Source organism: Neobacillus canaveralius (genome assembly GCF_047237705.1).
Classification (GTDB): Bacteria; Bacillota; Bacilli; order Bacillales; family Cytobacillaceae; genus Neobacillus; species Neobacillus niacini_K.
This window is the reverse complement of sequence record NZ_JBDFLL010000001.1, coordinates 4,580,987-4,603,368: the sequence shown is the minus strand read 5'-3', so window position 1 is coordinate 4,603,368 and position 22,382 is coordinate 4,580,987. Positions and strand designations below refer to the sequence as shown.

Genomic DNA, 22,382 nt, shown 5'->3' with positions numbered 1-22,382 from the left:
TTTTATATCGTTCGATTGGAAAAGGTGATAATGATGTTTGAACATACAACTGTGTTACTAGATGAAGCTGTTAATGGATTGAATATTAAACCAGACGGCATTTATGTTGATTGTACATTAGGTGGGGCTGGACACAGTTCCCTGATACTGTCAAAACTTACTGATAATGGGAAATTGTTTGCCTTCGATCAAGACGAAGTAGCTATTGCCAATGCAAAAGAGAAATTGTCCGTTTACGGTGAGCAGCTAACAATAATCAAGAGCAATTTCTTATACCTTAAGGAAGAGCTTGAACAGCTTGGGATTGAAAAAGTTGACGGGGTGCTATATGACCTTGGTGTTTCCTCTCCCCAATTAGACACTCCGGAAAGAGGTTTCAGTTATCATCACGACGCACCACTTGACATGAGAATGGACAATGATGCTGATATTTCAGCCTATGATGTTATTAACCATTGGTCTTACGAGGATTTAGTTAGAATCTTTTTTCGCTATGGAGAAGAGAAATTCTCTAAGCAAATTGCCCGAAAAATAGAGGCTAAAAGAGAAATTAAGCCAATTGAAACCACCTTTGAGTTGGTTGAACTTATTAAGGAAGGGATACCTGCCCCTGCACGAAGAAAGGGCGGACATCCAGCTAAGAGGATTTTTCAGGCTGTTAGAATTGCTGTTAATGATGAATTAGCCGTATTCGAAAAGTCGTTGCAAAAAGCAATTGATATCCTGAATCCAGAAGGAAGAATCAGTGTTATTACATTCCATTCTTTAGAAGACCGGATTTGTAAGGCTGCTCTGAAAAAGGCAAGTGAAATACCAGATTTACCGCATGGTCTACCTATAATTCCTGAAGAATTCAAACCAATTTTAAAACTGATTACCAGAAAACCTATTCTTCCTTCTGAAGAAGAATTAGAACATAATAATCGTGCCCGATCTGCAAAATTGCGTATAGCGGAAAAACTCTAAACAGAATTAATAAAATAACGATGTGGAGGGGAAAGAATGAGTAGTCTTGCCAGGAAATTTCAGCAACAACAGCAAGTAGAACGGACAGTACAGGAACAAAGTATTGTAAAAACAAAAAAGCACTGGCTTACACCTGGGGAGAAAATAATCGGAGTGGTATTTACAGGGTTGGTTTGTTTCGGTGCCGTCCATCTCATCTCGAATCAAGCGGAAATTTACCAGGTGAATAAGGAGATTCAGGAGGTCCAAACCTCTGTTAGTGAGCTTGAGAAGGTTAATAGTGATCTGCAGGTACAAGTAAGTGAGTTAAGTACTTACGAGCGGATTTTGGAAAAAGCAACACAAATGGGGCTAGTAAAAAACGAGAATAACGTCAAGGTTGTGCACGATAAATGAACAAGAAACAACCATATATGAATGTGGGGGCAGCCGGATTGTTTGGATTATTCGGTCTGCTCTTTTTTATATTACTTTTTAGATACTTTACCATTCAATTTACTGGAGAGGTCGGATCACAGCCACTTGCTGCAAAAGCTGAGCAAAAATACAGCAGAACGGGTAACTTGGAAGCAGCAAGAGGTGTGATTTATGATCGTAATGAGGTAGTCATTTCCGAGGATACAACTTCTTACACGTTAATTGCGGTTTTGGATAAAAAGATGACAACCAATCCAAAAAAACCTAATCATGTGACTGACCCAGAAAAAACAGCAAGGGAATTAGCTAATATTATTGATATGGAAGAGTCCGAGATTTATAGTATTTTAACCAAAGATCAGTTCCAAGTGGAATTTGGCAAAGCGGGTAGAGATATTTCCCACCAAACAAAAAAAGAAATTGAAGCCTTAAAGCTTCCAGGGATAACCTTTAAACGTGATTCGAAAAGGTTTTATCCAAATGGAATTTTTGCTTCGCACCTGATTGGGTATGCAGACAGAGTTGAAGAAGAGGATGGAACCTATAATTATGTTGGAATGATGGGGATTGAAAAGACTCTGAATGATGAACTGACAGGTAAGGACGGTAAAATTAATTACGAAAGTGATTTATGGGGATATTTGCTTCCAAATGGTGAACAGAAGGTTTCTCCTGCACAGAACGGAAATGATGTCTATTTAACCATCGACCAAAAGATTCAAACCTTTTTGGAAGACGCCATGAACAAAGTAGTAGAGGAATACAATCCCAAAAAAATCATTGCCATTGTAGCTGATCCCAAAACAGGCGATATCTTAGCCATGGGACAGAGGCCCTCTTTTCACCCTAAAACGAAGGAAGGTATAGATCAGAGCTGGCATAATGAAGCAATTGAAACTTCCTTTGAGCCTGGTTCAACGATGAAGATCTTTACGCTTTCTGCGGCAATTGAAGAAAAGAAATTTAACCCGAATGATCTGTTCCAGTCTGGGTCTTATCAAGTAACCTCAAAAGATAAGCCGATACATGATCATAAGAGATCTGGCTGGGGAACAATCACATATCTTGAAGGAGTTCAGCGCTCTTCGAATGTTGCCTTTGCAAAAATAGCAAATGAACTCTTAGGATTTGATAAGTTCAGAGAATATTTGACTAAATTTGGTTTTGATAATCCAACGGGGATTGACTTGCCTGCTGAAACGACAGGAAAAATCCAATATACTTGGCCAGTTGAAAAAGCAACGACCGCATATGGACAGGGGACTGCCATTACACCCATTCAGCAAATTCAAGCGATGACCGCGATTGCTAACAATGGGAAAATGATGAAGCCGCAAGTGATTGATAAAATTGTCAATCACGACACTGGTGAAGTAATCAAAGATGTGACACCTGAGGTTGTTTCCACACCTATTTCCGCTGAAACCGCCAAGGAGGTCCGTGATATTCTTGAAACGGTCGTTACAAATAAAGAAACAGGTACGGGGACTCGATATCAAATTGATGGCTATAGTGTTGCTGGGAAAACAGGAACAGCAAGTATTCCTGATCCAAAGGGCGGTTATTTAGATGGCCAAGAAGATTATATTTTTTCATTCTTAGGTATGGCACCAAAGGATGATCCGAAGTTAATTGTTTATGTCGCTGTCCAACAACCTGAAATCGAACACTATTCTATGGGGTCGATACCTGTATCAATGGTTTTTAATCCTGTTATGAAAAATAGTTTACAGTATTTAAATATTCAGCCTTCACAGCAAGAAAAAGCCTCAACTGCGAAACTAGCCGATTTAGTTGGTCAAAGTGTAACAAAATCAGTTAAACAACTTGAGGAATCAGGTCTACAAGTAGTTGTGTTAGGAAAAGGAGAAAAAGTCACGGGGCAGCTTCCTGCAGCAGATACGGACGTCCTTCCTGGTGAGAAAATAATTATTAAAACGGATGGGAAATTGGCGGCACCGGATATGACAGGATGGTCGCTAAGAGACGTAATGAAGGTCGCGAAGATTTCAGGTATGAAACTAAATTCTACAGGCGGCGGTTATGTGGTTAAGCAAAATATTAAAGAAGGTGCTGCCTTACGCAAGGAAGATTTTCTTATTGTGGATTTAAAAACGACAGAAGAAAAGCTAGAATTGGAAGCAAAAGAAGCTGAAAAAAGTACCAAAGAATCTGAGGAAGAATTAGAGAATCTCCCAAGGGATTAATAGTGATAGAACAGTAATAGTTAACGTTCTATTCAAAATAGTACAAGCATATAAATGAACGAGTAGGATAAAGGAGGCTCGTTCATTTTATGCGTGTTTCAAATGTAACTGTCCGTAAAAGGTTAATGATTGCAATGTTCGTAGGAATTCTAATCTTTTTAATCATTGATGTCCGACTTGGATATGTGCAGTTTGTTCTAGGTGATATGTTGACTGGTCAGGCAAAGGGTTCTTGGAGCAGAAATATTCCTTTTGAACCAGAGCGCGGCGAGATTATAGACCGTAATGGTGTGCCATTAGCAACAAATATTAGTGCTCCAACTGTATATGTGGTACCGAGACAGGTCAAGGACCCTGCAACCACTTCTGAAAAACTAGCAGCAGTATTAAATATTCCAAAAGAAAATACTTACCGGCAGATTACACAGGGCGAATCCATCGTCAGGATTAAAGAAGGAAGAAAGATTTCTCATGAAAAAGCAAAAGAGATCAGGGCCTTGGGTCTTGAAGGGGTATATATAGGAGAAGACTCAAAAAGGCATTATCCATTTGGAAGCTATCTTTCTCATGTTCTAGGATTTTCTGGGGTGGACAACCAAGGTTTAATGGGATTAGAGCTATACTACGATAAAGAGCTAAGTGGTGAAAGAGGCTCTGTTAAGTTTTATGCAAATGCTAAAGGTGAAAGAATGAATGACATGGCTGACGATTATGAGCAGCCAGTAGACGGACTTGATTTAAAGCTTACGATTGATACTAAAATTCAAACCATTATGGAGAGAGAACTGGATATTGCCGAGGCAACCTATAATCCCGATGGAATTATAGCGATTGCGATGGATCCAAATAACGGAAAGATTTTAGGGATGTCAAGTCGTCCTACTTTCGATCCAGCTAACTTTCAAAACGTTTCACAAGAGGTGTATAACAGGAACTTGCCTGTATGGTCAAGCTATGAGCCAGGTTCGACCTTTAAAATTATCACTCTTGCTGCTGCTTTAGAGGAAGGAAAAGTTGATTTAGAAAAGGAACATTTTCATGATTCGGGTTCTGTAGAAGTAGCTGGAGCAAGACTCAAATGCTGGAAAAGAGGCGGTCATGGAAGTCAATCCTTCCTTGAAGTCGTGCAAAATTCTTGTAACCCTGGTTTTGTAGAATTAGGTCAAAGATTAGGTAAAGATACTTTGTTTAAATATATAAAAGATTTTGGATTTGGACAAAAAACAGGGATAGATTTAGCGGGTGAAGGATCAGGGATTTTGTTTAATTTAAACCGAGTGGGTCCGGTTGAATTAGCGACCACTGCGTTTGGTCAAGGGGTATCGGTGACTCCAATCCAACAAGTTGCAGCTGTTGCTGCAGCGGTAAACGGCGGGACTCTTTATAAGCCGTACATTGCACAAGAGCTAATAGATCCTGTGACGAAGGAAGTGGTCATGAGAAATACTCCTGTTGCGAAAAGAAGAGTAATTTCTGAAGAGACATCCAAAGAAATCCGTCATGCACTTGAAACTGTAGTCGCTCAAGGTTCGGGGTTTAGGGCATTCGTTGATTCCTATCGGATTGGCGGTAAAACAGGAACTGCTCAAAAAGCTCAAAACGGAAGATATTTGGAGAATAACTTTATCGTTTCCTTTATGGGCTTTGCTCCTGCAGATGATCCTCAAATCGTTGTTTATGTTGCGGTTGATAATCCGAAAGGCGGACTTATTTTCGGTGGAACAGTAGCCGCTCCAATCGTTGGCAGTATTATGAAGGATGGTCTTATGGCAATGGGGGTAGAACCTCGAAAAGATCAAATTGAAAAGGAAATAAAATGGCCAGATAGACCATTGATTACCCTGCCTGACTTAACGGGTTTAACCAAGTTAGAAATCACAGAACAACTGTTAGATCTTAAAATTGACGCTAGTGGTGAAGGTGATGTTGTTGTAAGACAGTCTCCTGAAGCCGGTTCAAAAGTCAAAGAAGGTTCAACCATTAGACTATATTTTGATAAAGATGAATAAATGAATAGTTAAACGATTTGAGTCAGGCGGCCGGAATGATTTCCGCCGCCTGTTTCTTTGAAAAAATGATATAGGAAATAACAAGGATAAATAGCATTCTATTGTGTTTTGCTGTAAAATAAGGTGAATCTTTTATCAGGTGATTTTTTTTAGGTAAAAAGTGGTAATTTTCTAAAGGCAAGAGAGGATTTGAGAATATGAAACTACATGATTTACTTCAACATTTGCACCTTCTCGTTCCTTATCAAGGAACAAATCCAGAAATCACTTCAATTGAGAACGACAACCGAAAGGTGCAAAAGGGAAGCTTATTTATTTGTATTAAAGGATATACGGTCGACGGTCATGATTTTGCGGAATCAGCGGTGAAGGATGGTGCTGCCGCAGTACTTGCGGAGCGGGCACTTCCACTATCAGTACCGGTAATAATCGTTAATGATACAACTCGGGCAATGGCAGTACTTGCAGATGCTTTTTATCAGCATCCAACCAAAAAACTGCACTTAATCGGAATTACAGGGACAAACGGGAAGACAACCACAAGTCATTTAATTGAAAAAATATTTTCTGATGTAGATCGGAGCACCGGCTTAATCGGAACCATGTATACAAAAATTGGTGACCAGAAGTTTGAGACTAAAAATACAACTCCAGAAAGTCTTGTCCTCCAAAAAGGGTTCAAACAAATGCTTGATGCAGGTGTTGATACAGCGATTATGGAGGTTTCATCGCATGCATTACATATGGGGAGAGTCCATGGCTGTGACTACGATATAGCGGTATTTACAAACCTTACCCAAGATCATTTGGATTATCATAAGACAATGGAAGACTACATGCATGCTAAGAGTTTATTATTTTCCCAGCTGGGAAACACATTTGACGCTAGTAAACCGAAATTTGCAATCTTAAATGCAGATGATTCCGCTTCTGATTTGTACCGTAAATCAACAGCAGCTCATTGTTATACTTATGGAATTGATAATAATGCGGATTTCCATGCAAGAAATATTCATATGACTTCTGCGGGGACTTCCTTTGAAATAGTAATAAAAGAGAAGAGTTATTCCATTAACATACAATTAATCGGGAAGTTTAGTGTTTATAATGTTTTGGCTAGTATTGCAACTGCGTTTGTTTCAGGAATACCGATGGATAAAATTATCGAGTCCATCGAGAGTGTCCAAGGAGTAGACGGCAGATTTGAGTTAGTAAATGCAGGCCAAAACTTTACCGTAATCGTAGATTATGCTCATACGCCTGATAGTTTAGAAAATGTATTGAAAACGATAAAAAGTTTTGCTGACAAGGAGATTTTTGTAATAGTTGGCTGCGGTGGAGACAGGGATAAAACGAAGAGACCATTAATGGCAGAGATTGCCTGTAGATATGCCACAAATCCAATTTTTACCTCAGATAACCCAAGGAGCGAGGATCCTTTAACCATATTAAAAGATATGGAAAAAGGTGTCCTTGGTCAAAGTTACATCACAATTCCTGATAGAAAAGAAGCGATTTTAACGGCAATCAATCAAGCGTCTGCTGGTGATGTGATCTTAATTGCTGGTAAAGGTCACGAAACATACCAGATTATTGGCAGTATTGTTTATGATTTTGATGACCGAATGGTTGCTCGGGAGGCAATCGAGGGGAGATAGAAATGTATTTAGCATTTAATGATTTAGTAAAGTTATTCTCTGATATTAGGGGTATAAAAGAAGCGGATCATCTTTATATAACTGTAACGGACAATGCAAATGCGATGCAGACTAGAGGTTTATTCATACCGTTAAGTGAGGATTCGGGGGAACTTTTAGAGGCAATTGCCAACGGAGCAATTGCAGCCATTTGGGATAAGAAGAAACAGCTGCCCAAATACACCCCCAATCACTTTCCAATCTTTTTTACTGATAACCTAATTGAAACGGTTAGAGAACTTTTAAAATTTTACATTGAAAAAATAGACGGAGATAAAGCAGAGAAAATGAATATGACCAATTTCGTATTTTTGAATAAAAAACTTCTCAAAGAAAATAAAGAAACATATGATATAGCTGTAATGTTGGAAAAGATATCGAAGCTAGACTCAAATGATAATTTCGAAAGGAGGGGATAAAATGCTGGAGCAAGTTATTTTTTTCACAATATTAATGGGATTTCTGATTACAGTGCTGCTTTCTCCAATCTTTATTCCCTTCTTAAGAAGGTTGAAATTTGGACAAAGCATCCGGGAGGAAGGTCCCAAATCCCATCAAGCCAAAACTGGTACACCAACGATGGGCGGAGTTATGATTTTATTCTCTATTATTATTACCACTCTAGTAATGACAGGGAAATTTTCTGAACCAACCGTTAAAACTTACTTACTTATCCTTGTAACTTTTGGTTTTGGATTACTTGGATTTTTAGATGATTTTATCAAAGTGGCACTAAAGCGTAATTTAGGATTAACATCTAGACAAAAACTGTTAGGGCAAATTATCATTTCTGTTATTTTTTATCTTGTTTATAAACAAAATGGGTTCCCTACGGAAATCACCGTTCCAGGAAGTACTTATTCCATTGAACTTGGGTGGTTTTATGTTCTTTTCATCGTCTTTTGGCTGGTAGGTTTCTCAAATGCAGTCAATTTGACAGATGGATTGGACGGTTTAGTATCCGGTACAGCTGCCATTGCATTTGGTGCCTATGCTGTCTTAGCATGGAACCAATCACAGATGGAAGTGGCAATCTTTTCAGTTGCTGTAGCTGGGGCAGTCTTAGGTTTCCTTGTATTTAATGCCCATCCTGCTAAGGTGTTTATGGGTGATACCGGTTCGCTGGCACTTGGCGGTGCAATTGCGACAATTGCAATTCTAACCAAGTTAGAGTTATTGTTAGTCATAATCGGCGGTGTATTTGTCATTGAAACGTTATCGGTTATTTTACAGGTCATCTCTTTTAAAACGACTGGTAAAAGAATCTTTCGAATGAGTCCACTCCATCACCATTACGAGTTAATTGGCTGGTCTGAATGGAAGGTTGTTGTTACTTTTTGGAGTGTTGGTTTAATATTAGCGATACTAGGTATCTATATTGAGGTGTGGTTATAATTGAAGCAGATAAATGCGTATCTCCATAAAAAAATTCTTGTCCTTGGTTTAGCAAAAAGCGGGGTAACAGCAGCAGCGCTCTTACATAAGCTTGGTGCGTTTGTAACCGTAAATGATAAAAAGCCTTTATCAGAGAATCCGGAAGCGCGGGGGTTATTAGAACAAGGTATTAAAGTCATTTGTGGTGAACATCCTGTAGAACTTCTTGATGAGGGATTCGAACTAATTGTAAAAAATCCCGGTATTCCTTATCAAAACCCAATCATTGAAGGGGCGCTGGAGAAAGGGATTCCTGTATTAACAGAGGTTGAACTTGCTTACCGAATATCGGAAGCACCTTTCATCGGGATAACAGGAACAAATGGAAAAACAACCACGACAACGCTTATTTTTGAAATGTTGAACGAAGGTAAGAAGAGACCGTTAATTGCCGGAAATATTGGTACGGTAGCATCTGGTGTTGCAGAAGAAGCAACCGCAGAAAATAATATCGTGATTGAATTATCATCCTTTCAATTAATGGGTATAGAAACCTTTAAACCAAAGATAGCGATAATTACAAATCTTTATGACGCTCATTTGGATTATCATGGAACAAGAGCTGAATATATTAAAGCAAAAGCAAATATTACAAAAAATCAAACTGCAGAAGACTACTTTATTTTTAATGCAGATCAGCAGGAAGTGCGGGAAATCGCTGAACATTCCCAAGCTGCCGGCATTCCTTTTTCAACGAAGCTAGCTCTTAAAGAGGGGGCTTATATAAATGAGGGATGGATTTGTTTTAATGATGAAAAAGTTATGTTGGTTGATGATATTGCCCTGCCGGGAGTCCATAATTTAGAAAATATCTTGTCCGCAATGGCAGCGGCTAAGTTAACAGGTGTGAGTAATGAAGCCATTCAGGAAGTACTTAGAACGTTTACTGGTGTTAAGCACCGTCTTCAGTACGTTACAGAAATTGCTGAGAGAAAGTTTTATAACGACTCAAAAGCAACCAATATACTTGCTACTATACCTGCTTTACAAGCATTTAAAAATCCAATCATCTTGTTAGCTGGCGGTCTTGATCGTGGAAATGAATTTGATGAATTAATCCCATATTTGAAAAATGTGAAAGCATTAATTACTTTTGGGCAAACATCTTCTAAAATTGAGCGGGTCGGAGTAGAAGGAGGAATAAAACAAATTAACATTGTCGATAATGTTGAAAAGGCCGTGCCTGTTGCTTTTCAGTATTCAGAGCCAGGCGACGTTATTTTGTTATCTCCTGCATGTGCGAGCTGGGATCAATATAAAAGTTTTGAAGTCAGGGGAGACATTTTTATCGAAGCGGTGCATAAGCTTAAGTAAGGGCAGCTTGTCCAACGAAAAGCGGAAGCTCCTAGTACGCTTGTGCTGGACAACAATTGATGCCCTAAAACTTGCTACTCGAGGTGTTAGGTGTGCCGACAAAAAGAACAACTCCTGATTTTATATTATTAATTGTTACATTTACGCTATTAGCAGTAGGACTTATTATGGTTTATAGTGCGAGTGCAGTATGGGCGGAATATAAATTTGATGACTCCTTCTTCTTCGCGAAAAGACAAACGCTTTTTGCCGGAGTTGGGATTGCCGCCATGTTTTTTATTATGAATATTAATTATTGGACATGGAGAGAGTGGTCAAAGGTCATATTGATAACCTGCTTTGTGTTGCTCATACTTGTACTCATTCCGGGAGTTGGAAACGTTAGAAATGGTTCGCGAAGCTGGATTGGAGTCGGTGCTTTTTCCATCCAGCCTTCAGAGTTTATGAAGCTCGCAATGATTGCTTTTTTAGCTAAATTTCTCTCTGAAAGGCAGAAATTGATAACCTCTTTCAGGCAAGGGCTAGTTCCTTCGTTAGGTCTTGCTTTTGTAGCCTTTGCTCTTATTATGCTCCAGCCTGATTTAGGTACAGGAACTGTCATGATTGGAACATGTGTGGTTATGATCTTTATTGCAGGAGCTCGGGTAGGGCATTTTGCTTTATTGGGTTTAGTAGGTTTAGCAGGATTTGTTGGTTTAGTTGCTTCAGCGCCATATAGGATGAAAAGGATAACCTCATTCTTAGACCCTTGGCAGGACCCATTAGGCAGTGGATTCCAAATTATTCAATCGCTTTATGCGATTGGTCCTGGTGGACTATTTGGTCTAGGTCTAGGTGAAAGCAGGCAGAAGTTCTTTTACTTACCTGAACCGCAAACGGATTTTATTTTTGCGATTTTGTCTGAAGAATTAGGCTTTATTGGAGGATCCTTTATCATTCTTTTATTCGCTTTATTGTTATGGAGGGGAATACGGATTGCCCTCGGTGCACCTGATTTATATGGCAGCTTTTTGGCGGTTGGTATTATATCAATGGTCGCGATTCAAGTAATGATAAACATTGGTGTTGTCACTGGTTTAATGCCTGTTACCGGAATCACCTTGCCATTCTTAAGTTATGGCGGTTCTTCTCTAACATTGATGTTGATGGCGATAGGTGTTCTTTTGAATATTAGCCGTTATTCTCGATATTAACTTACCCTGTTTTTAGGCAGGGTTCTTTTTATTTCTTTCCTTTCTTACGTTACATTTAGATAACATTCTTTTTTCAATCCTTAACTTCTGTTAATTTTATAGTAAGATAGGATAAGAAATCAGCTTGAAGCATTTATTAATTTGGGGTGGACATATGAAAATAGTTGTAAGCGGCGGAGGGACTGGAGGACATATATATCCAGCTCTTGCTCTCATTAGGGAAATACAAAAAGAAAACAAAAATGCGCAAGTTTTATACATAGGGACAAAGAACGGATTGGAAAGTACAATTGTTCCTCGGGAAAAGATTCCTTTTAAGTCGATTCATATTACTGGATTCAAAAGAAAATTATCCTTAGATAATATCAAAACAGTCTTAAGATTTTTAAAAGGTGCCAGGGACAGTAAACAAATGTTAAAAGAATTCAAACCTGATATTGTTATTGGAACTGGTGGTTATGTTTGTGGGCCAGTTGTATATGCAGCCGCAAAATTAAAAATCCCAACAATTGTCCATGAGCAGAACAGTGTACCAGGGCTGACAAATAAATTTTTAAGCAGATACGTTAATAAGGTGGCAATTTGTTTCGAAGAGGCAAAAGAATACTTTCCAAAGGATAAAGTGGTGTTTACTGGAAATCCTCGAGCATCGGAAGTAATTGGTAATGATGGGATTAGAGGAAGATTATCGGTCGGATTGAGCACGACTATGCCGGCAGTACTCATTTTTGGAGGCAGCCGTGGTGCGAGACCGATAAATGATGCGGTTGTTAAGGCGCTTTCTGAATTTGGAGAAAAGCCTTATCAAGTACTATATGTTACGGGTGATGTTCATTTTAAAGATGTAGAAAACGAAGTAGAGCTTGTAGGGAATCCGAAAAATGTAGTAATTAAGCCTTTTATTCATAACATGCCAGAAGTTTTATCCGGTATTGATTTAGTAGTGTCAAGAGCTGGTGCAACAACACTTGCTGAGATCACTTCATTAGGAATTCCAAGTATTCTTGTCCCAAGTCCATATGTGACAAATAATCATCAAGAAAAAAATGCTCGATCACTGAGTGATCATGGTGCAGCAGAATTACTTCTCGAAAAAGACTTAAATAACAAAAGTCTAGTCCAGCAAATAGACAAAATTTTGTTGGATAATGAGTATTTAAAATCAATGCAAATAAAAGCAAAAAAATTAGGGGTACCTGACTCTGCGGAGAGATTATATAAACTTATGAAACAGCTAATACAAGAAAAACAAAAGTAGCCCAAACGGGATTTTAGCATAAACTAAAACTATACGTTTGTTTTGAAAGATAGGGTGATAGGAATGGACGGATTATTTACAGAAATTCAAGATTTAAATATTGGGAAAGTGAAAAGAAATGAACTGTTATCCCAACATACGACCATGAAAATTGGAGGTCCTGCTGACATTTTTATTGAGCCATCTTCTTTGGAAAATATCCAAAAAGTAATGACTTTTCTAAAGGAGCGGCAAATCCCATGGCGTGCAATTGGGAGAGGGTCTAATTTGCTCGTGTCTGATAAAGGGATTGAGGGAGTAGTCATTAAATTAGGTTCAGGTTTAGACCATCTAACCATAAATGATTCTACGATAACAGTAGGCGGTGGTCATTCTTTAGTAAGCTTATCTACCTTGATATCAAAAAAGGGATTATCAGGACTTGAATTTGCCAGTGGCATCCCAGGGTCTGTCGGTGGAGCAGTATATATGAATGCAGGAGCACATGGTTCTGATATTAGTAAGATTTTAACCAAGGCTCACGTATTGTTTGAAGACGGATCCATTGAATGGCTATCTAACGATGAAATGGAGTTCACTTACAGGACGTCCGTCCTTCAAAAGAAGCGTCCAGGTATCGTTTTAGAAGCAGAATTTCAACTGACAAAAGGTGATAGAACTGCGATTGTTTCACAGATGCAAAAAAACAAAGATTACCGCAAAGAAACTCAGCCATGGAATTTCCCATGTGCGGGAAGTATTTTCCGAAATCCACTGCCTAATTATGCTGGAAAACTTATTGAAGATGCTGGATTAAAAGGTTACCAAATTGGCGGTGCAAAAATATCAGAAATGCACGGAAACTTTATTGTAAATGCCGGTAATGCAACAGCTAAGGATGTTCTTGATTTAATTCAATATATAAAAGATACAATCCTAAATTCAAATGGAATTAAACTGGAAACAGAGGTAGAAATTATTGGGCGTGTGTAGAAAGAAATAGTCGTACCAATTACAAATTTTGTGATATAATTACCTATTATAAATATGGAAAAAAACTGAGAAAATGAATGACGGCATGATTTTTCGTGCCGTTGTTTTCGCTTTTTTAGGCTCTTAAAAAGCGGGTAGTATTTAATAGGTTTTCTTTTTATACATGCTAATCGTTATTCTTAATGGAGGGAAGTGTATGGATAAAGGTAAGATTGTTGCTCTTGAGGATCGAATTCCAAAGCTTAAAGAGCAAAGACGGCGTAAAGCAAACAGAAGACTTATTATTCTTCTATGTTTGTTCTTTACCATGATTGCCGTTGTCGCATATGTACAGTCACCATTGAGTCATGTAAAAAAGATTACGATTAAAGGAAATGAATTGCTGTCAACAAAAGAAATTATTGAAATAACTAAGATATCTAAAGATACAAATATTTGGAGTGTAAAGAAAGATACGATTGCGTTAACTCTCCAGGATATGAATGTTATTAAACAAGCAAAAGTGGCTATAAAGTGGCCAAATACTGTCTTGATCGAGATTGAAGAACGTAATAAAATTGCCTATTTAGAGACAGATGACGCCTATTTCCCTGTAATGGAAAACGGAAAAGTCCTTAAAGATAGGGAAGTGGCTGAAGTACCTGTTAATGCACCAATCCTTTATAAATTTAAAGAGGGTGCAATCCTTAAAGAAATGGTTACTGCACTTGATGAACTTCCAGTTGAGGTTTTGAATGCAATCTCTGAAATACACTATACTCCCAAAAAAACAGACCAGTATCATATATCTTTATTTATGAATGATGGCTTTGAAGTAAGTGCGACACTAAGAACCTTTTCAGAAAAAATGATACATTATCCTTCGATCATAAGCCAATTAGATCCGAGCATTAAGGGTATTATTGATTTAGAGGTAGGTTCCTATTTTAAAGCATATGAATTGGAAGCTGACGAATCGGAGGAACTGGAAATTGAAACTGATAAAGGTGAAGGGTAAGCACGTTGTTTTATCCCTGGTAAGCCTTGTTCTTGGGTTTATGATAGCATTTTCCTATCATTTTACCCAAAAAGAATTAAATAAAAATGAAACAAACTTAACAAGTGAACAATGGGAAAAAACGCTTAATCTTAGAAATCAACTTATTGAATTAGAGGAACTAAATCGTAAGTTACAAAAGGAATTAAACCAGAAGCAGGATAAAGTTCTGGAGAACGAAAAAGACCTTTCAAAAGAAGAGGAAGCCTATTCAACCCTTGCTGAAGACGCAGAAAAATACCGAATGTTCCTGGGTAAGGTTAAGGTTAAGGGACAAGGGGTAAGCGTTCAGCTATCAGATGGTGCGTACGATCCGCACGAAGAAAATATTAATAACTATTTAGTACATGAACACCATGTATTTAAAGTTATTAATGAGCTTTACATCTCAGGTGCAGCAGCCATTGCGATTAATGGTCAGAGATTAACCAGCCATTCCTATATTATTTGTAATGGACCTGTTATTACGGTTGATGGCATTCAACATCCAGCGCCATTTGTAATTACTGCAATTGGTGACCCTGAAGTATTGACTGCGTCATTAAACCTTACCGGTGGTGTGAAAGATCAACTCGTTAACGATAATATTGTATTTACTTTAGAAGAAAAAAATGAAATCATCCTAAATCCAATTTTAGGACAGTCATAAAGTAATTCAAATATGTCCACGTGAAGATCAAATATAAAGGTAAGGTGAAAAAAGTGGACAAGTTAAAAAAAAATTTTAGTTTTATTGCTATATCTGCTGTGATAGGTTTTATGATTGCTATCCAATTTCAAACAATAAAAAAACCTGTTGAACGTGATACACGTGATATATGGCAACTCCGTGAGGCTATACTCCAAGAGAAAGAATTGCAGTCTGAGTTACTCACTGAAATTCGTTCGATTGAAGAAAAATTACTTGCCTATGAATCAAAGCAAAAGCAGAGCAAGGAACAGGCATTACGAGATACCATCCAAGAATTGAAGAATGAGGCAGGAATGACTAAAGTAACAGCACCCGGGCTAATATTAAAAATTGAACCAATAATTGAGGAAATCCAAATTGGGATTGAGATTTCGAAGGCTGTGTCACCTGAACTTTTAAAAAGATTATTAAATGAATTGAATATGTATGACGCTAAATATATATCTGTTGATGGTCAGCGAATTATTAATACAACAGTCATCAGGGATATTAACAATGAAACAAAAATTGATGGTCACGCATTGTCAAGCTTACCACTTGAAATTAGAGTAGGTGTTGATAATGTTGAAACCGCTGAAAAATTATACAATCAAATGAAAGTATCGAAGGCTACGGAGGAATTCTTCATCGAAAACCTAAAATTGACTATTTCGGAGCCAAATCCAGGAATTACTATTCCTGCATATGATAATCCTATCAAGATTCGATATTTAGAGTCAATGAAGGCCAATGAAGGAGGAAATACATAATGTGGCTTCCGTTATTAGGATTAATAGTCGGAATCCTTCTTGGACTATTAACAGATATTAGGATTCCTGAAGAGTATTCTAATTATTTGTCTATTGCCATTTTGGCAGCTCTTGATACTTTATTCGGCGGTATAAGGGCGCACTTGCAAAATATTTATGATGAAAAAGTATTCGTTTCTGGATTCTTTTTTAATATTTTACTTGCTGCAAGTTTAGCTTTTCTAGGCGTTCATCTTGGTGTAGACTTGTATCTAGCAGCTGTTTTTGCCTTTGGTGTCCGCTTATTTCAAAATATTGCAGTAATTAGGCGAATATTATTGACAAAATGGTCAACAAACAAAGAAAAAGTAGAAAAAAATTGATTTTTTTAAAGGGAATTATTTAGTTGTGACGAATAATTTTATAAGATATAGGTATGTACTTTTATATTATATCTTATGAAAAATAATTGTTGTTCGACTGAAGGAATGCTAAGGAGGTGCCAAAGAATGAACAGCAATGAAATATATGTAAGTCTTGACATCGGTACATCCAGTGTAAAAGTAATCATTGGTGAAATTGTCAACGACTCGATAAATATAATTGGTGTAGGAAACGTAAAGTCTGAAGGCCTGCGTAAGGGATCTATCATTGACATCAATGATACCGTTCATTCTATTAAACGTGCTATTGAAGAAGCTGAAAGAATGATAGGAATGGAAATAAGACAAGTGATTGTTGGGATTTCTGGCAATCAGGTTGCTCTTGAACCTTGTCGTGGAATTGTAGGAGTTTCCAGTCAAAATCGGGAAATCACGGATGAAGATGTGAGACGTGTTATAGACGAGGCACAAGTTGTATCGATTTCTCAGGACAGAGAAATTATTGGAGTTATCCGTAAACAATTTATCCTTGATGGTAAGGATGAAATTAATAACCCATGTGGTATGATAGGTGTCCGTTTAGAAGTTGAAGGAACTCTTATTACAGGTTCCAATGCAATCATTACGAATACATTGCGATGTGTCGAGCGTTCCGGATTAGAAATTACCGATATTATCCTGCAGCCGCTTGCAGCTGGAGAGTATGCACTTTCTAAGGATGAGAAAAACCTGGGCGTTGCTTTAATCGACCTAGGCGGCGGTTCAACAACCATTGCGTACTTTGAAGAAGGATTCTTGGCAGCCACAAGTGTAATACCCGTAGGCGGAGATCTCATTACAAATGACCTTTCTAAGGTATTACACACTTCAACCGAGGATGCTGAAAAAATTAAAGTGAAATATGGACATGCCTTTTACGATGATGCCTCAGAAGATGAGTTCTTTAGTGTTCCAATCATCGGAAGCGATCAGCACCAACAATTTAATCAATTATATGTTTCTGAAATTATAGAAGCTCGAATGGAAGAAATTTTTGAATTGATTGCTCATGAACTGAAACGATTAGGTATCAATGATTTACCTGGAGGGTTTGTATTTACAGGTGGTACTGCAAATATGCAAGGCATATTAGAACTAGCTCAAACGATTTTCCAAAGTCCAGTTCGCAAAGCCGTTCCCAACTATATTGGAGTAAGAGAGCCTCAGTATACAACTGCGGTTGGTTTAATTAAATATGCTTACAAGAATGCTAGATTACCAGGTGGAACATTTGTCGCTTCAGCACCTGTTACTGAACCAATCGAGAAGAAAGTTCAAAAACAACAACAACAACAACAGCCAAAAGCAAAACCAGAAAAACATCCGGAAGATAAGATGTCATCAAAAGTAAAAAAATTCCTTGGTCTCTTTTTCGAATAGACAGATACGAAAAGGATTACCGACGAATTAGGAGGATTTGTCATGTTAGAGTTTGATACAAATTTAGATTCTCTTGCTACAATAAAAGTTATTGGGGTTGGCGGCGGAGGTAACAACGCAGTAAATCGAATGATCGAGCATGGTGTTCAAGGAGTAGAATTTATCGCTGTTAATACCGATGCACAAGCACTAAACCTTTCAAAAGCAGAAGTAAAAATGCAAATTGGCTCAAAGTTAACAAGAGGTCTTGGTGCAGGTGCTAATCCTGAAGTAGGTAAGAAAGCAGCCGAAGAAAGTAAAGAACAATTAGAAGATGCATTACGCGGTGCGGATATGGTGTTCGTAACTGCTGGTATGGGTGGCGGAACAGGTACAGGAGCTGCCCCTGTTATTGCACAAATTGCTCGTGATTTAGGTGCCTTAACTGTTGGGGTTGTAACTCGTCCATTTACATTTGAAGGTAAAAAGCGTTCTAACCAAGCTGCAGGTGGTATTGGTGCAATGAAAGAGGCAGTGGATACCTTGATTGTAATCCCGAATGACCGCCTTCTTGAAATCGTAGATAAAAGCACTCCTATGCTCGAAGCGTTCCGTGAAGCAGACAATGTACTTCGACAAGGGGTCCAAGGTATTTCAGACTTAATCGCAGTTCCTGGTCTTATTAACCTGGATTTTGCAGATGTGAAAACGATTATGTCAAACAAAGGTTCCGCCTTGATGGGAATCGGTATGGCAACCGGTGAAAATCGTGCAACTGAAGCTGCTAAAAAAGCGATAAGTTCTCCATTGTTAGAAACGTCTATTGATGGTGCACAAGGAGTTCTGATGAATATTACAGGCGGCAGTAACTTGAGTTTATATGAAGTTCAAGAAGCTGCTGATATTGTGGCAACAGCTTCAGACCAAGAAGTAAATATGATTTTTGGTTCTGTAATCAATGAGAACCACAAGGATGAAATTATTGTTACCGTTATTGCTACTGGCTTTAATGAAGAAGTCATTCAGCCTAAGGCGACTCGTCCAGCATTTGGACAAGCAAAGCCCCAACTAAGTGCTGTAAAGCGAGAACAAAAGCGTGAAGAAGCACCACAAGAACCAGTACGTCAAAACAATGCTCCTCAAGAGGAAACACTAGATATACCAACCTTCCTACGCAATAGAAACCGTAGAAGATAATAACAAAAAAGGCATGGTCCAATAGGGCCATGTTTTTTTGTGGGCTTTGTTAATGGGAAATATTGATTTTGTAACCCTGTTGATTTGTGCGGAAGGCGCGAGACTCCTGCAGGAGGCTCCCCGAACCGCCTGCGGAAAGCGAAGCGCCTCGTGACAGGCAAACACCGCCTGTCCCTGCGGTGAATACTCAAAGAAGCTTTCCTTAGTGGAGCACAAATCAACAGGCCCATTTACGAAGCCTTATGCAAAAATGAAATTAGACAAAATACGTTGTTTATAGTGAAAATTTCTGTTTTTTTGATTACAGAAAGTGACACACTTTAGCCCATAAAGTAGGTTATACTTTTTCCTAAACAGATTAATAGAAAAGATTGATAATACACCCTTATGTATAATCCATAAAGCAAATAAATGCTTTTGACATTAAAAGGGGGAAGGCTTGTTGTCGGTATATTTAGATGTTATTTGGGCCCTTAATCTGTTCTTTGATAGCCTACTCCTGTATCTATCGGCCATTTTTTTAAAAAGACAAATTCGAATATGGAGGATAATTGCAGGCGGTTTTATTGGTTCACTAATCATATTATTGTCGTTTACACCATTACATACCTATTCTAACCACCCAATTTCAAAGCTTTTATTTTCGGTGGTCATGGTTCTAATAGTGTTTGGATATAAACGATTATCCTTTTTTATTAAGGCATTAATGACACTTTATGTAACTACATTTCTCATTGGAGGAGCATTAATTGGAGCCCACTATTTTGTCCAATTTGATTCTGAGATGTCAACAAAAGTTATGATTGCAAGTGTTACTGGGTTTGGTGATCCAATTAGTTGGCTATTTGTTTTGCTAGGTTTTCCAGTTGCTTGGCACTTTTCCAAACGGAATATAGAGAGCATGGAAATGACCAAAATTCAATTTGATCAAATCGTAAATGTCACCTTAAAAATAAATACCGAATCTTTTACTTTTAAGGGTCTAGTCGACAGCGGGAATCAGCTTTATGATCCATTATCAAAACTTCCTGTTATGTTTGTTTCTATTAAGAATATGCTAGAAGGCATGGCCGAACCAATAATAAAAATGGCCGCAGATCCAGAATCTCTAATTCTAGGAGACCAAGAGTTTCCGCTTGATTGGCAAAATAGACTAAGGATTGTCCCATGCCGGGTGGTAGGACAAGAGCACCAGCTCATCGTTGCTGTAAAGCCTGACTCAATTATTATTGATAAAAAAGGAGAGAGTTACTTATGCGAAAAAGGTCTTGTTTCGTTTACTATGCAGCAATTATCTGCCGATGATGCCTTTCAATGCATTGTTCATCCCAAAATGCTCACCGGACCTAAGATGCATGATGATTCGGTGAAAGTAAGCTAATAATACTATACTCGTAAAAAACAGAATTTAGAAGGAGGAACTTGCGTGAAAAAATGGAGACTTCGCTTATCCTATTACTGGTATAAGATACTAATCAAATTAGGAATTAAAAGTGATGAAGTTTATTATATTGGCGGCAGCGAAGCTTTACCGCCTCCTTTAAGCAAGGATGAAGAAGAGCTGCTTTTAAATAAGCTTCCAGGTGGTGATAAGGCAGCCAGATCGATTTTAATTGAACGGAATCTGAGGCTTGTTGTCTATATCGCTAGGAAATTTGAAAATACCGGAATTAATATTGAGGATTTAATAAGTATTGGAACCATTGGATTAATTAAAGCTGTGAATACTTTTAATCCTGAGAAGAAAATTAAACTGGCTACATATGCTTCCAGATGTATTGAAAATGAAATTCTTATGTACTTGCGCAGAAACAATAAAATCAGATCTGAAGTTTCCTTTGATGAACCATTAAATATCGATTGGGATGGTAATGAATTATTATTATCCGATGTTTTAGGCACAGATGATGATATTATTACAAAGGATTTAGAAGCTAATGTAGATAGGAAATTATTAACAAAAGCGTTACACCAATTGTCGGATAGGGAAAAGCAAATTATGGAGCTGCGCTTCGGACTAACCAATGGAGAAGAAAAAACACAGAAGGATGTAGCCGATATGCTGGGGATTTCTCAATCATATATCTCGAGACTAGAAAAAAGAATCATTAAAAGATTACGTAAAGAATTTAATAAAATGGTCTAAAAAAAAGAAAATTTTTCTAACTGAAAGACCAGTAAAAATATAGTTTCTACCGCATTTTTCGACATTCCTCTGTCAATCCATCAAATGTACATGTGCATATTTTTCCTGCTCAAGGAGATACTGTTTTTTGTACAGCAACTCCTATGAGGAGGGAAAAGGGATTGACTCGAAATAAAGTTGAAATTTGTGGCGTAGATACATCAAAACTTCCTGTATTAAAAAATGAAGAAATGAGATTACTCTTCAAGCAAATGCAAGAGGGCGATATTACAGCACGAGAAAAACTCGTCAACGGAAATTTACGACTCGTTTTAAGTGTCATTCAGCGCTTTAACAACCGAGGCGAGTTTGTTGATGATCTGTTTCAGGTTGGCTGTATTGGGCTTATGAAATCGATTGATAACTTTGATTTAAGTCAAAACGTAAAGTTTTCCACTTATGCCGTACCAATGATTATTGGCGAAATACGCAGGTACCTGCGCGATAACAATCCTATTCGCGTTTCAAGGTCCTTAAGAGATATCGCTTATAAGGCATTACAAGTAAGGGAACGATTAATGAGTGAAACTTCACGGGAACCAACTGCTGAGGAGATTGCAAAAGTATTAGAAGTACCACATGAAGAAATAGTATTTGCGCTAGATGCTATCCAAGACCCTGTATCATTGTTTGAGCCAATTTATAACGATGGCGGGGACCCTATCTATGTGGTCGACCAATTAAGCGACGAACGAAGTAAAGATATTCATTGGATTGAAGAAATTGCCTTAAAAGAAGGTATGCGCCGCTTAAATGAGCGGGAAAAGTTAATTTTAAGAAAACGATTCTTCCAGGGTAAAACACAAATGGAAGTAGCAGATGAAATTGGGATTTCACAAGCGCAGGTTTCACGTTTAGAAAAAGCAGCCATTAAACAAATGAATAAAAATATTCAAAGTTAAGCTGTCCAATACGGGCGGCTTTTTTTTCTGTTATTTACAGATATATTGAAGAAACAAATCATATATTTTCATTAGGATAAAATGGCGGGAGTGAGAGATATGGTAAAAATATCAGAATTTCAGATTAAAGATGTAGTGAATGTGGCTGATGGCAAAAAGTTGGGGAATATTGGTGATATCGAAATTAATCTTAGCACAGGGAAAATTGAAGCAGTTATCGTTACCGGAAATGGCAAAGTTTTAGGTTTTTTTGGCAGGGAAGAAGATATCGTTATTCCGTGGAAAAACATTATTAAAATAGGTCAAGATGTAATACTGGTACGATTCAAAGCGATTGAAGAGAGACCAGCAGAAGAAATGGAAGTATAGATCTGTGCATGGTCTACGGTGACCAT

General features: G+C 37.9%; 21 protein-coding genes. All 21 read left to right on the top strand.

What is annotated here, in order from left to right; genetic code table 11:
* Positions 1-33: 33 nt before the first annotated feature.
* The 21 genes from rsmH (at position 34) to ABC255_RS22320 (ending at position 22,356) form a co-directional block, all read left to right on the top strand.
* Positions 34-966 carry a 16S rRNA (cytosine(1402)-N(4))-methyltransferase RsmH gene (gene rsmH / locus ABC255_RS22420; protein ID WP_412998616.1) on the top strand — a complete coding sequence of 311 codons (933 nt, stop codon included), beginning with the start codon at positions 34-36 and terminating at the stop codon, positions 964-966.
* A 36-nt stretch (positions 967-1,002) separates the two neighbouring features.
* Positions 1,003-1,362 carry a cell division protein FtsL gene (ftsL, locus tag ABC255_RS22415; RefSeq protein WP_335532879.1) on the top strand — a complete coding sequence of 120 codons (360 nt, stop codon included), beginning with the start codon at positions 1,003-1,005 and terminating at the stop codon, positions 1,360-1,362.
* Entirely contained in the window at positions 1,359-3,590 is a 2,232-nt protein-coding gene (locus tag ABC255_RS22410; protein ID WP_412996987.1) for a penicillin-binding protein, read from the top strand. Before ftsL ends, ABC255_RS22410 begins: the two co-directional genes overlap by 4 nt.
* A gap of 89 nt (positions 3,591-3,679) precedes the next feature.
* Complete coding sequence (locus ABC255_RS22405; protein ID WP_412996986.1) at positions 3,680-5,599, top strand: stage V sporulation protein D; 1,920 nt, start codon at positions 3,680-3,682, stop codon at positions 5,597-5,599.
* A 197-nt stretch (positions 5,600-5,796) separates the two neighbouring features.
* The gene (locus ABC255_RS22400; RefSeq protein WP_412996985.1) at positions 5,797-7,257 is read left to right on the top strand and encodes a UDP-N-acetylmuramoyl-L-alanyl-D-glutamate--2,6-diaminopimelate ligase; all 1,461 of its coding nucleotides are present in this window, start codon (positions 5,797-5,799) and stop codon (positions 7,255-7,257) included.
* A gap of 2 nt (positions 7,258-7,259) precedes the next feature.
* On the top strand, positions 7,260-7,715 hold the full coding sequence (locus ABC255_RS22395; RefSeq protein WP_412996984.1) for a hypothetical protein: 456 nt from the start codon (positions 7,260-7,262) through the stop codon (positions 7,713-7,715).
* Position 7,716: 1 nt separating this feature from the next.
* Complete coding sequence (mraY, locus tag ABC255_RS22390; protein ID WP_412996983.1) at positions 7,717-8,691, top strand: phospho-N-acetylmuramoyl-pentapeptide-transferase; 975 nt, start codon at positions 7,717-7,719, stop codon at positions 8,689-8,691.
* A complete protein-coding gene (gene murD / locus ABC255_RS22385; protein ID WP_412996982.1) occupies positions 8,692-10,044 on the top strand; it encodes a UDP-N-acetylmuramoyl-L-alanine--D-glutamate ligase in 1,353 nt (450 codons plus the stop codon).
* Between the two features lie 92 nt (positions 10,045-10,136).
* Positions 10,137-11,237 carry a stage V sporulation protein E gene (spoVE, locus tag ABC255_RS22380; RefSeq protein ID WP_412996981.1) on the top strand — a complete coding sequence of 367 codons (1,101 nt, stop codon included), beginning with the start codon at positions 10,137-10,139 and terminating at the stop codon, positions 11,235-11,237.
* A 154-nt stretch (positions 11,238-11,391) separates the two neighbouring features.
* Positions 11,392-12,495: an undecaprenyldiphospho-muramoylpentapeptide beta-N-acetylglucosaminyltransferase gene (gene murG / locus ABC255_RS22375; RefSeq protein WP_412996980.1), complete on the top strand. Its 1,104-nt coding sequence runs from the start codon at positions 11,392-11,394 to the stop codon at positions 12,493-12,495.
* A gap of 63 nt (positions 12,496-12,558) precedes the next feature.
* The gene (gene murB / locus ABC255_RS22370; RefSeq protein WP_412996979.1) at positions 12,559-13,467 is read left to right on the top strand and encodes a UDP-N-acetylmuramate dehydrogenase; all 909 of its coding nucleotides are present in this window, start codon (positions 12,559-12,561) and stop codon (positions 13,465-13,467) included.
* A 196-nt stretch (positions 13,468-13,663) separates the two neighbouring features.
* Positions 13,664-14,464: a cell division protein FtsQ/DivIB gene (locus ABC255_RS22365; RefSeq protein WP_412996978.1), complete on the top strand. Its 801-nt coding sequence runs from the start codon at positions 13,664-13,666 to the stop codon at positions 14,462-14,464.
* Positions 14,403-15,152: a DUF881 domain-containing protein gene (locus ABC255_RS22360; protein WP_412996976.1), complete on the top strand. Its 750-nt coding sequence runs from the start codon at positions 14,403-14,405 to the stop codon at positions 15,150-15,152. Before ABC255_RS22365 ends, ABC255_RS22360 begins: the two co-directional genes overlap by 62 nt.
* Positions 15,153-15,205: 53 nt before the next feature.
* Positions 15,206-15,943: a DUF881 domain-containing protein gene (locus ABC255_RS22355; RefSeq protein WP_412996974.1), complete on the top strand. Its 738-nt coding sequence runs from the start codon at positions 15,206-15,208 to the stop codon at positions 15,941-15,943.
* The gene (locus ABC255_RS22350) at positions 15,943-16,305 is read left to right on the top strand and encodes a small basic family protein (protein WP_412996973.1); all 363 of its coding nucleotides are present in this window, start codon (positions 15,943-15,945) and stop codon (positions 16,303-16,305) included. The genes ABC255_RS22355 and ABC255_RS22350 overlap by 1 nt, the downstream gene beginning before the upstream one ends.
* A 126-nt stretch (positions 16,306-16,431) precedes the next feature.
* The gene (gene ftsA, locus ABC255_RS22345) at positions 16,432-17,724 is read left to right on the top strand and encodes a cell division protein FtsA (RefSeq protein ID WP_335532857.1); all 1,293 of its coding nucleotides are present in this window, start codon (positions 16,432-16,434) and stop codon (positions 17,722-17,724) included.
* A gap of 42 nt (positions 17,725-17,766) precedes the next feature.
* Positions 17,767-18,900: a cell division protein FtsZ gene (ftsZ, locus tag ABC255_RS22340; RefSeq protein ID WP_335532855.1), complete on the top strand. Its 1,134-nt coding sequence runs from the start codon at positions 17,767-17,769 to the stop codon at positions 18,898-18,900.
* Positions 18,901-19,342: 442 nt separating this feature from the next.
* On the top strand, positions 19,343-20,281 hold the full coding sequence (gene spoIIGA, locus ABC255_RS22335; protein ID WP_412996971.1) for a sigma-E processing peptidase SpoIIGA: 939 nt from the start codon (positions 19,343-19,345) through the stop codon (positions 20,279-20,281).
* Positions 20,282-20,326: 45 nt separating this feature from the next.
* Entirely contained in the window at positions 20,327-21,046 is a 720-nt protein-coding gene (sigE, locus tag ABC255_RS22330) for an RNA polymerase sporulation sigma factor SigE (RefSeq protein WP_063251599.1), read from the top strand.
* A 161-nt stretch (positions 21,047-21,207) separates the two neighbouring features.
* Positions 21,208-21,987: an RNA polymerase sporulation sigma factor SigG gene (gene sigG, locus ABC255_RS22325; protein WP_179597306.1), complete on the top strand. Its 780-nt coding sequence runs from the start codon at positions 21,208-21,210 to the stop codon at positions 21,985-21,987.
* 99 nt (positions 21,988-22,086) lie between these two features.
* Positions 22,087-22,356: a YlmC/YmxH family sporulation protein gene (locus ABC255_RS22320; protein ID WP_335532848.1), complete on the top strand. Its 270-nt coding sequence runs from the start codon at positions 22,087-22,089 to the stop codon at positions 22,354-22,356.
* Positions 22,357-22,382: the final 26 nt, after the last annotated feature.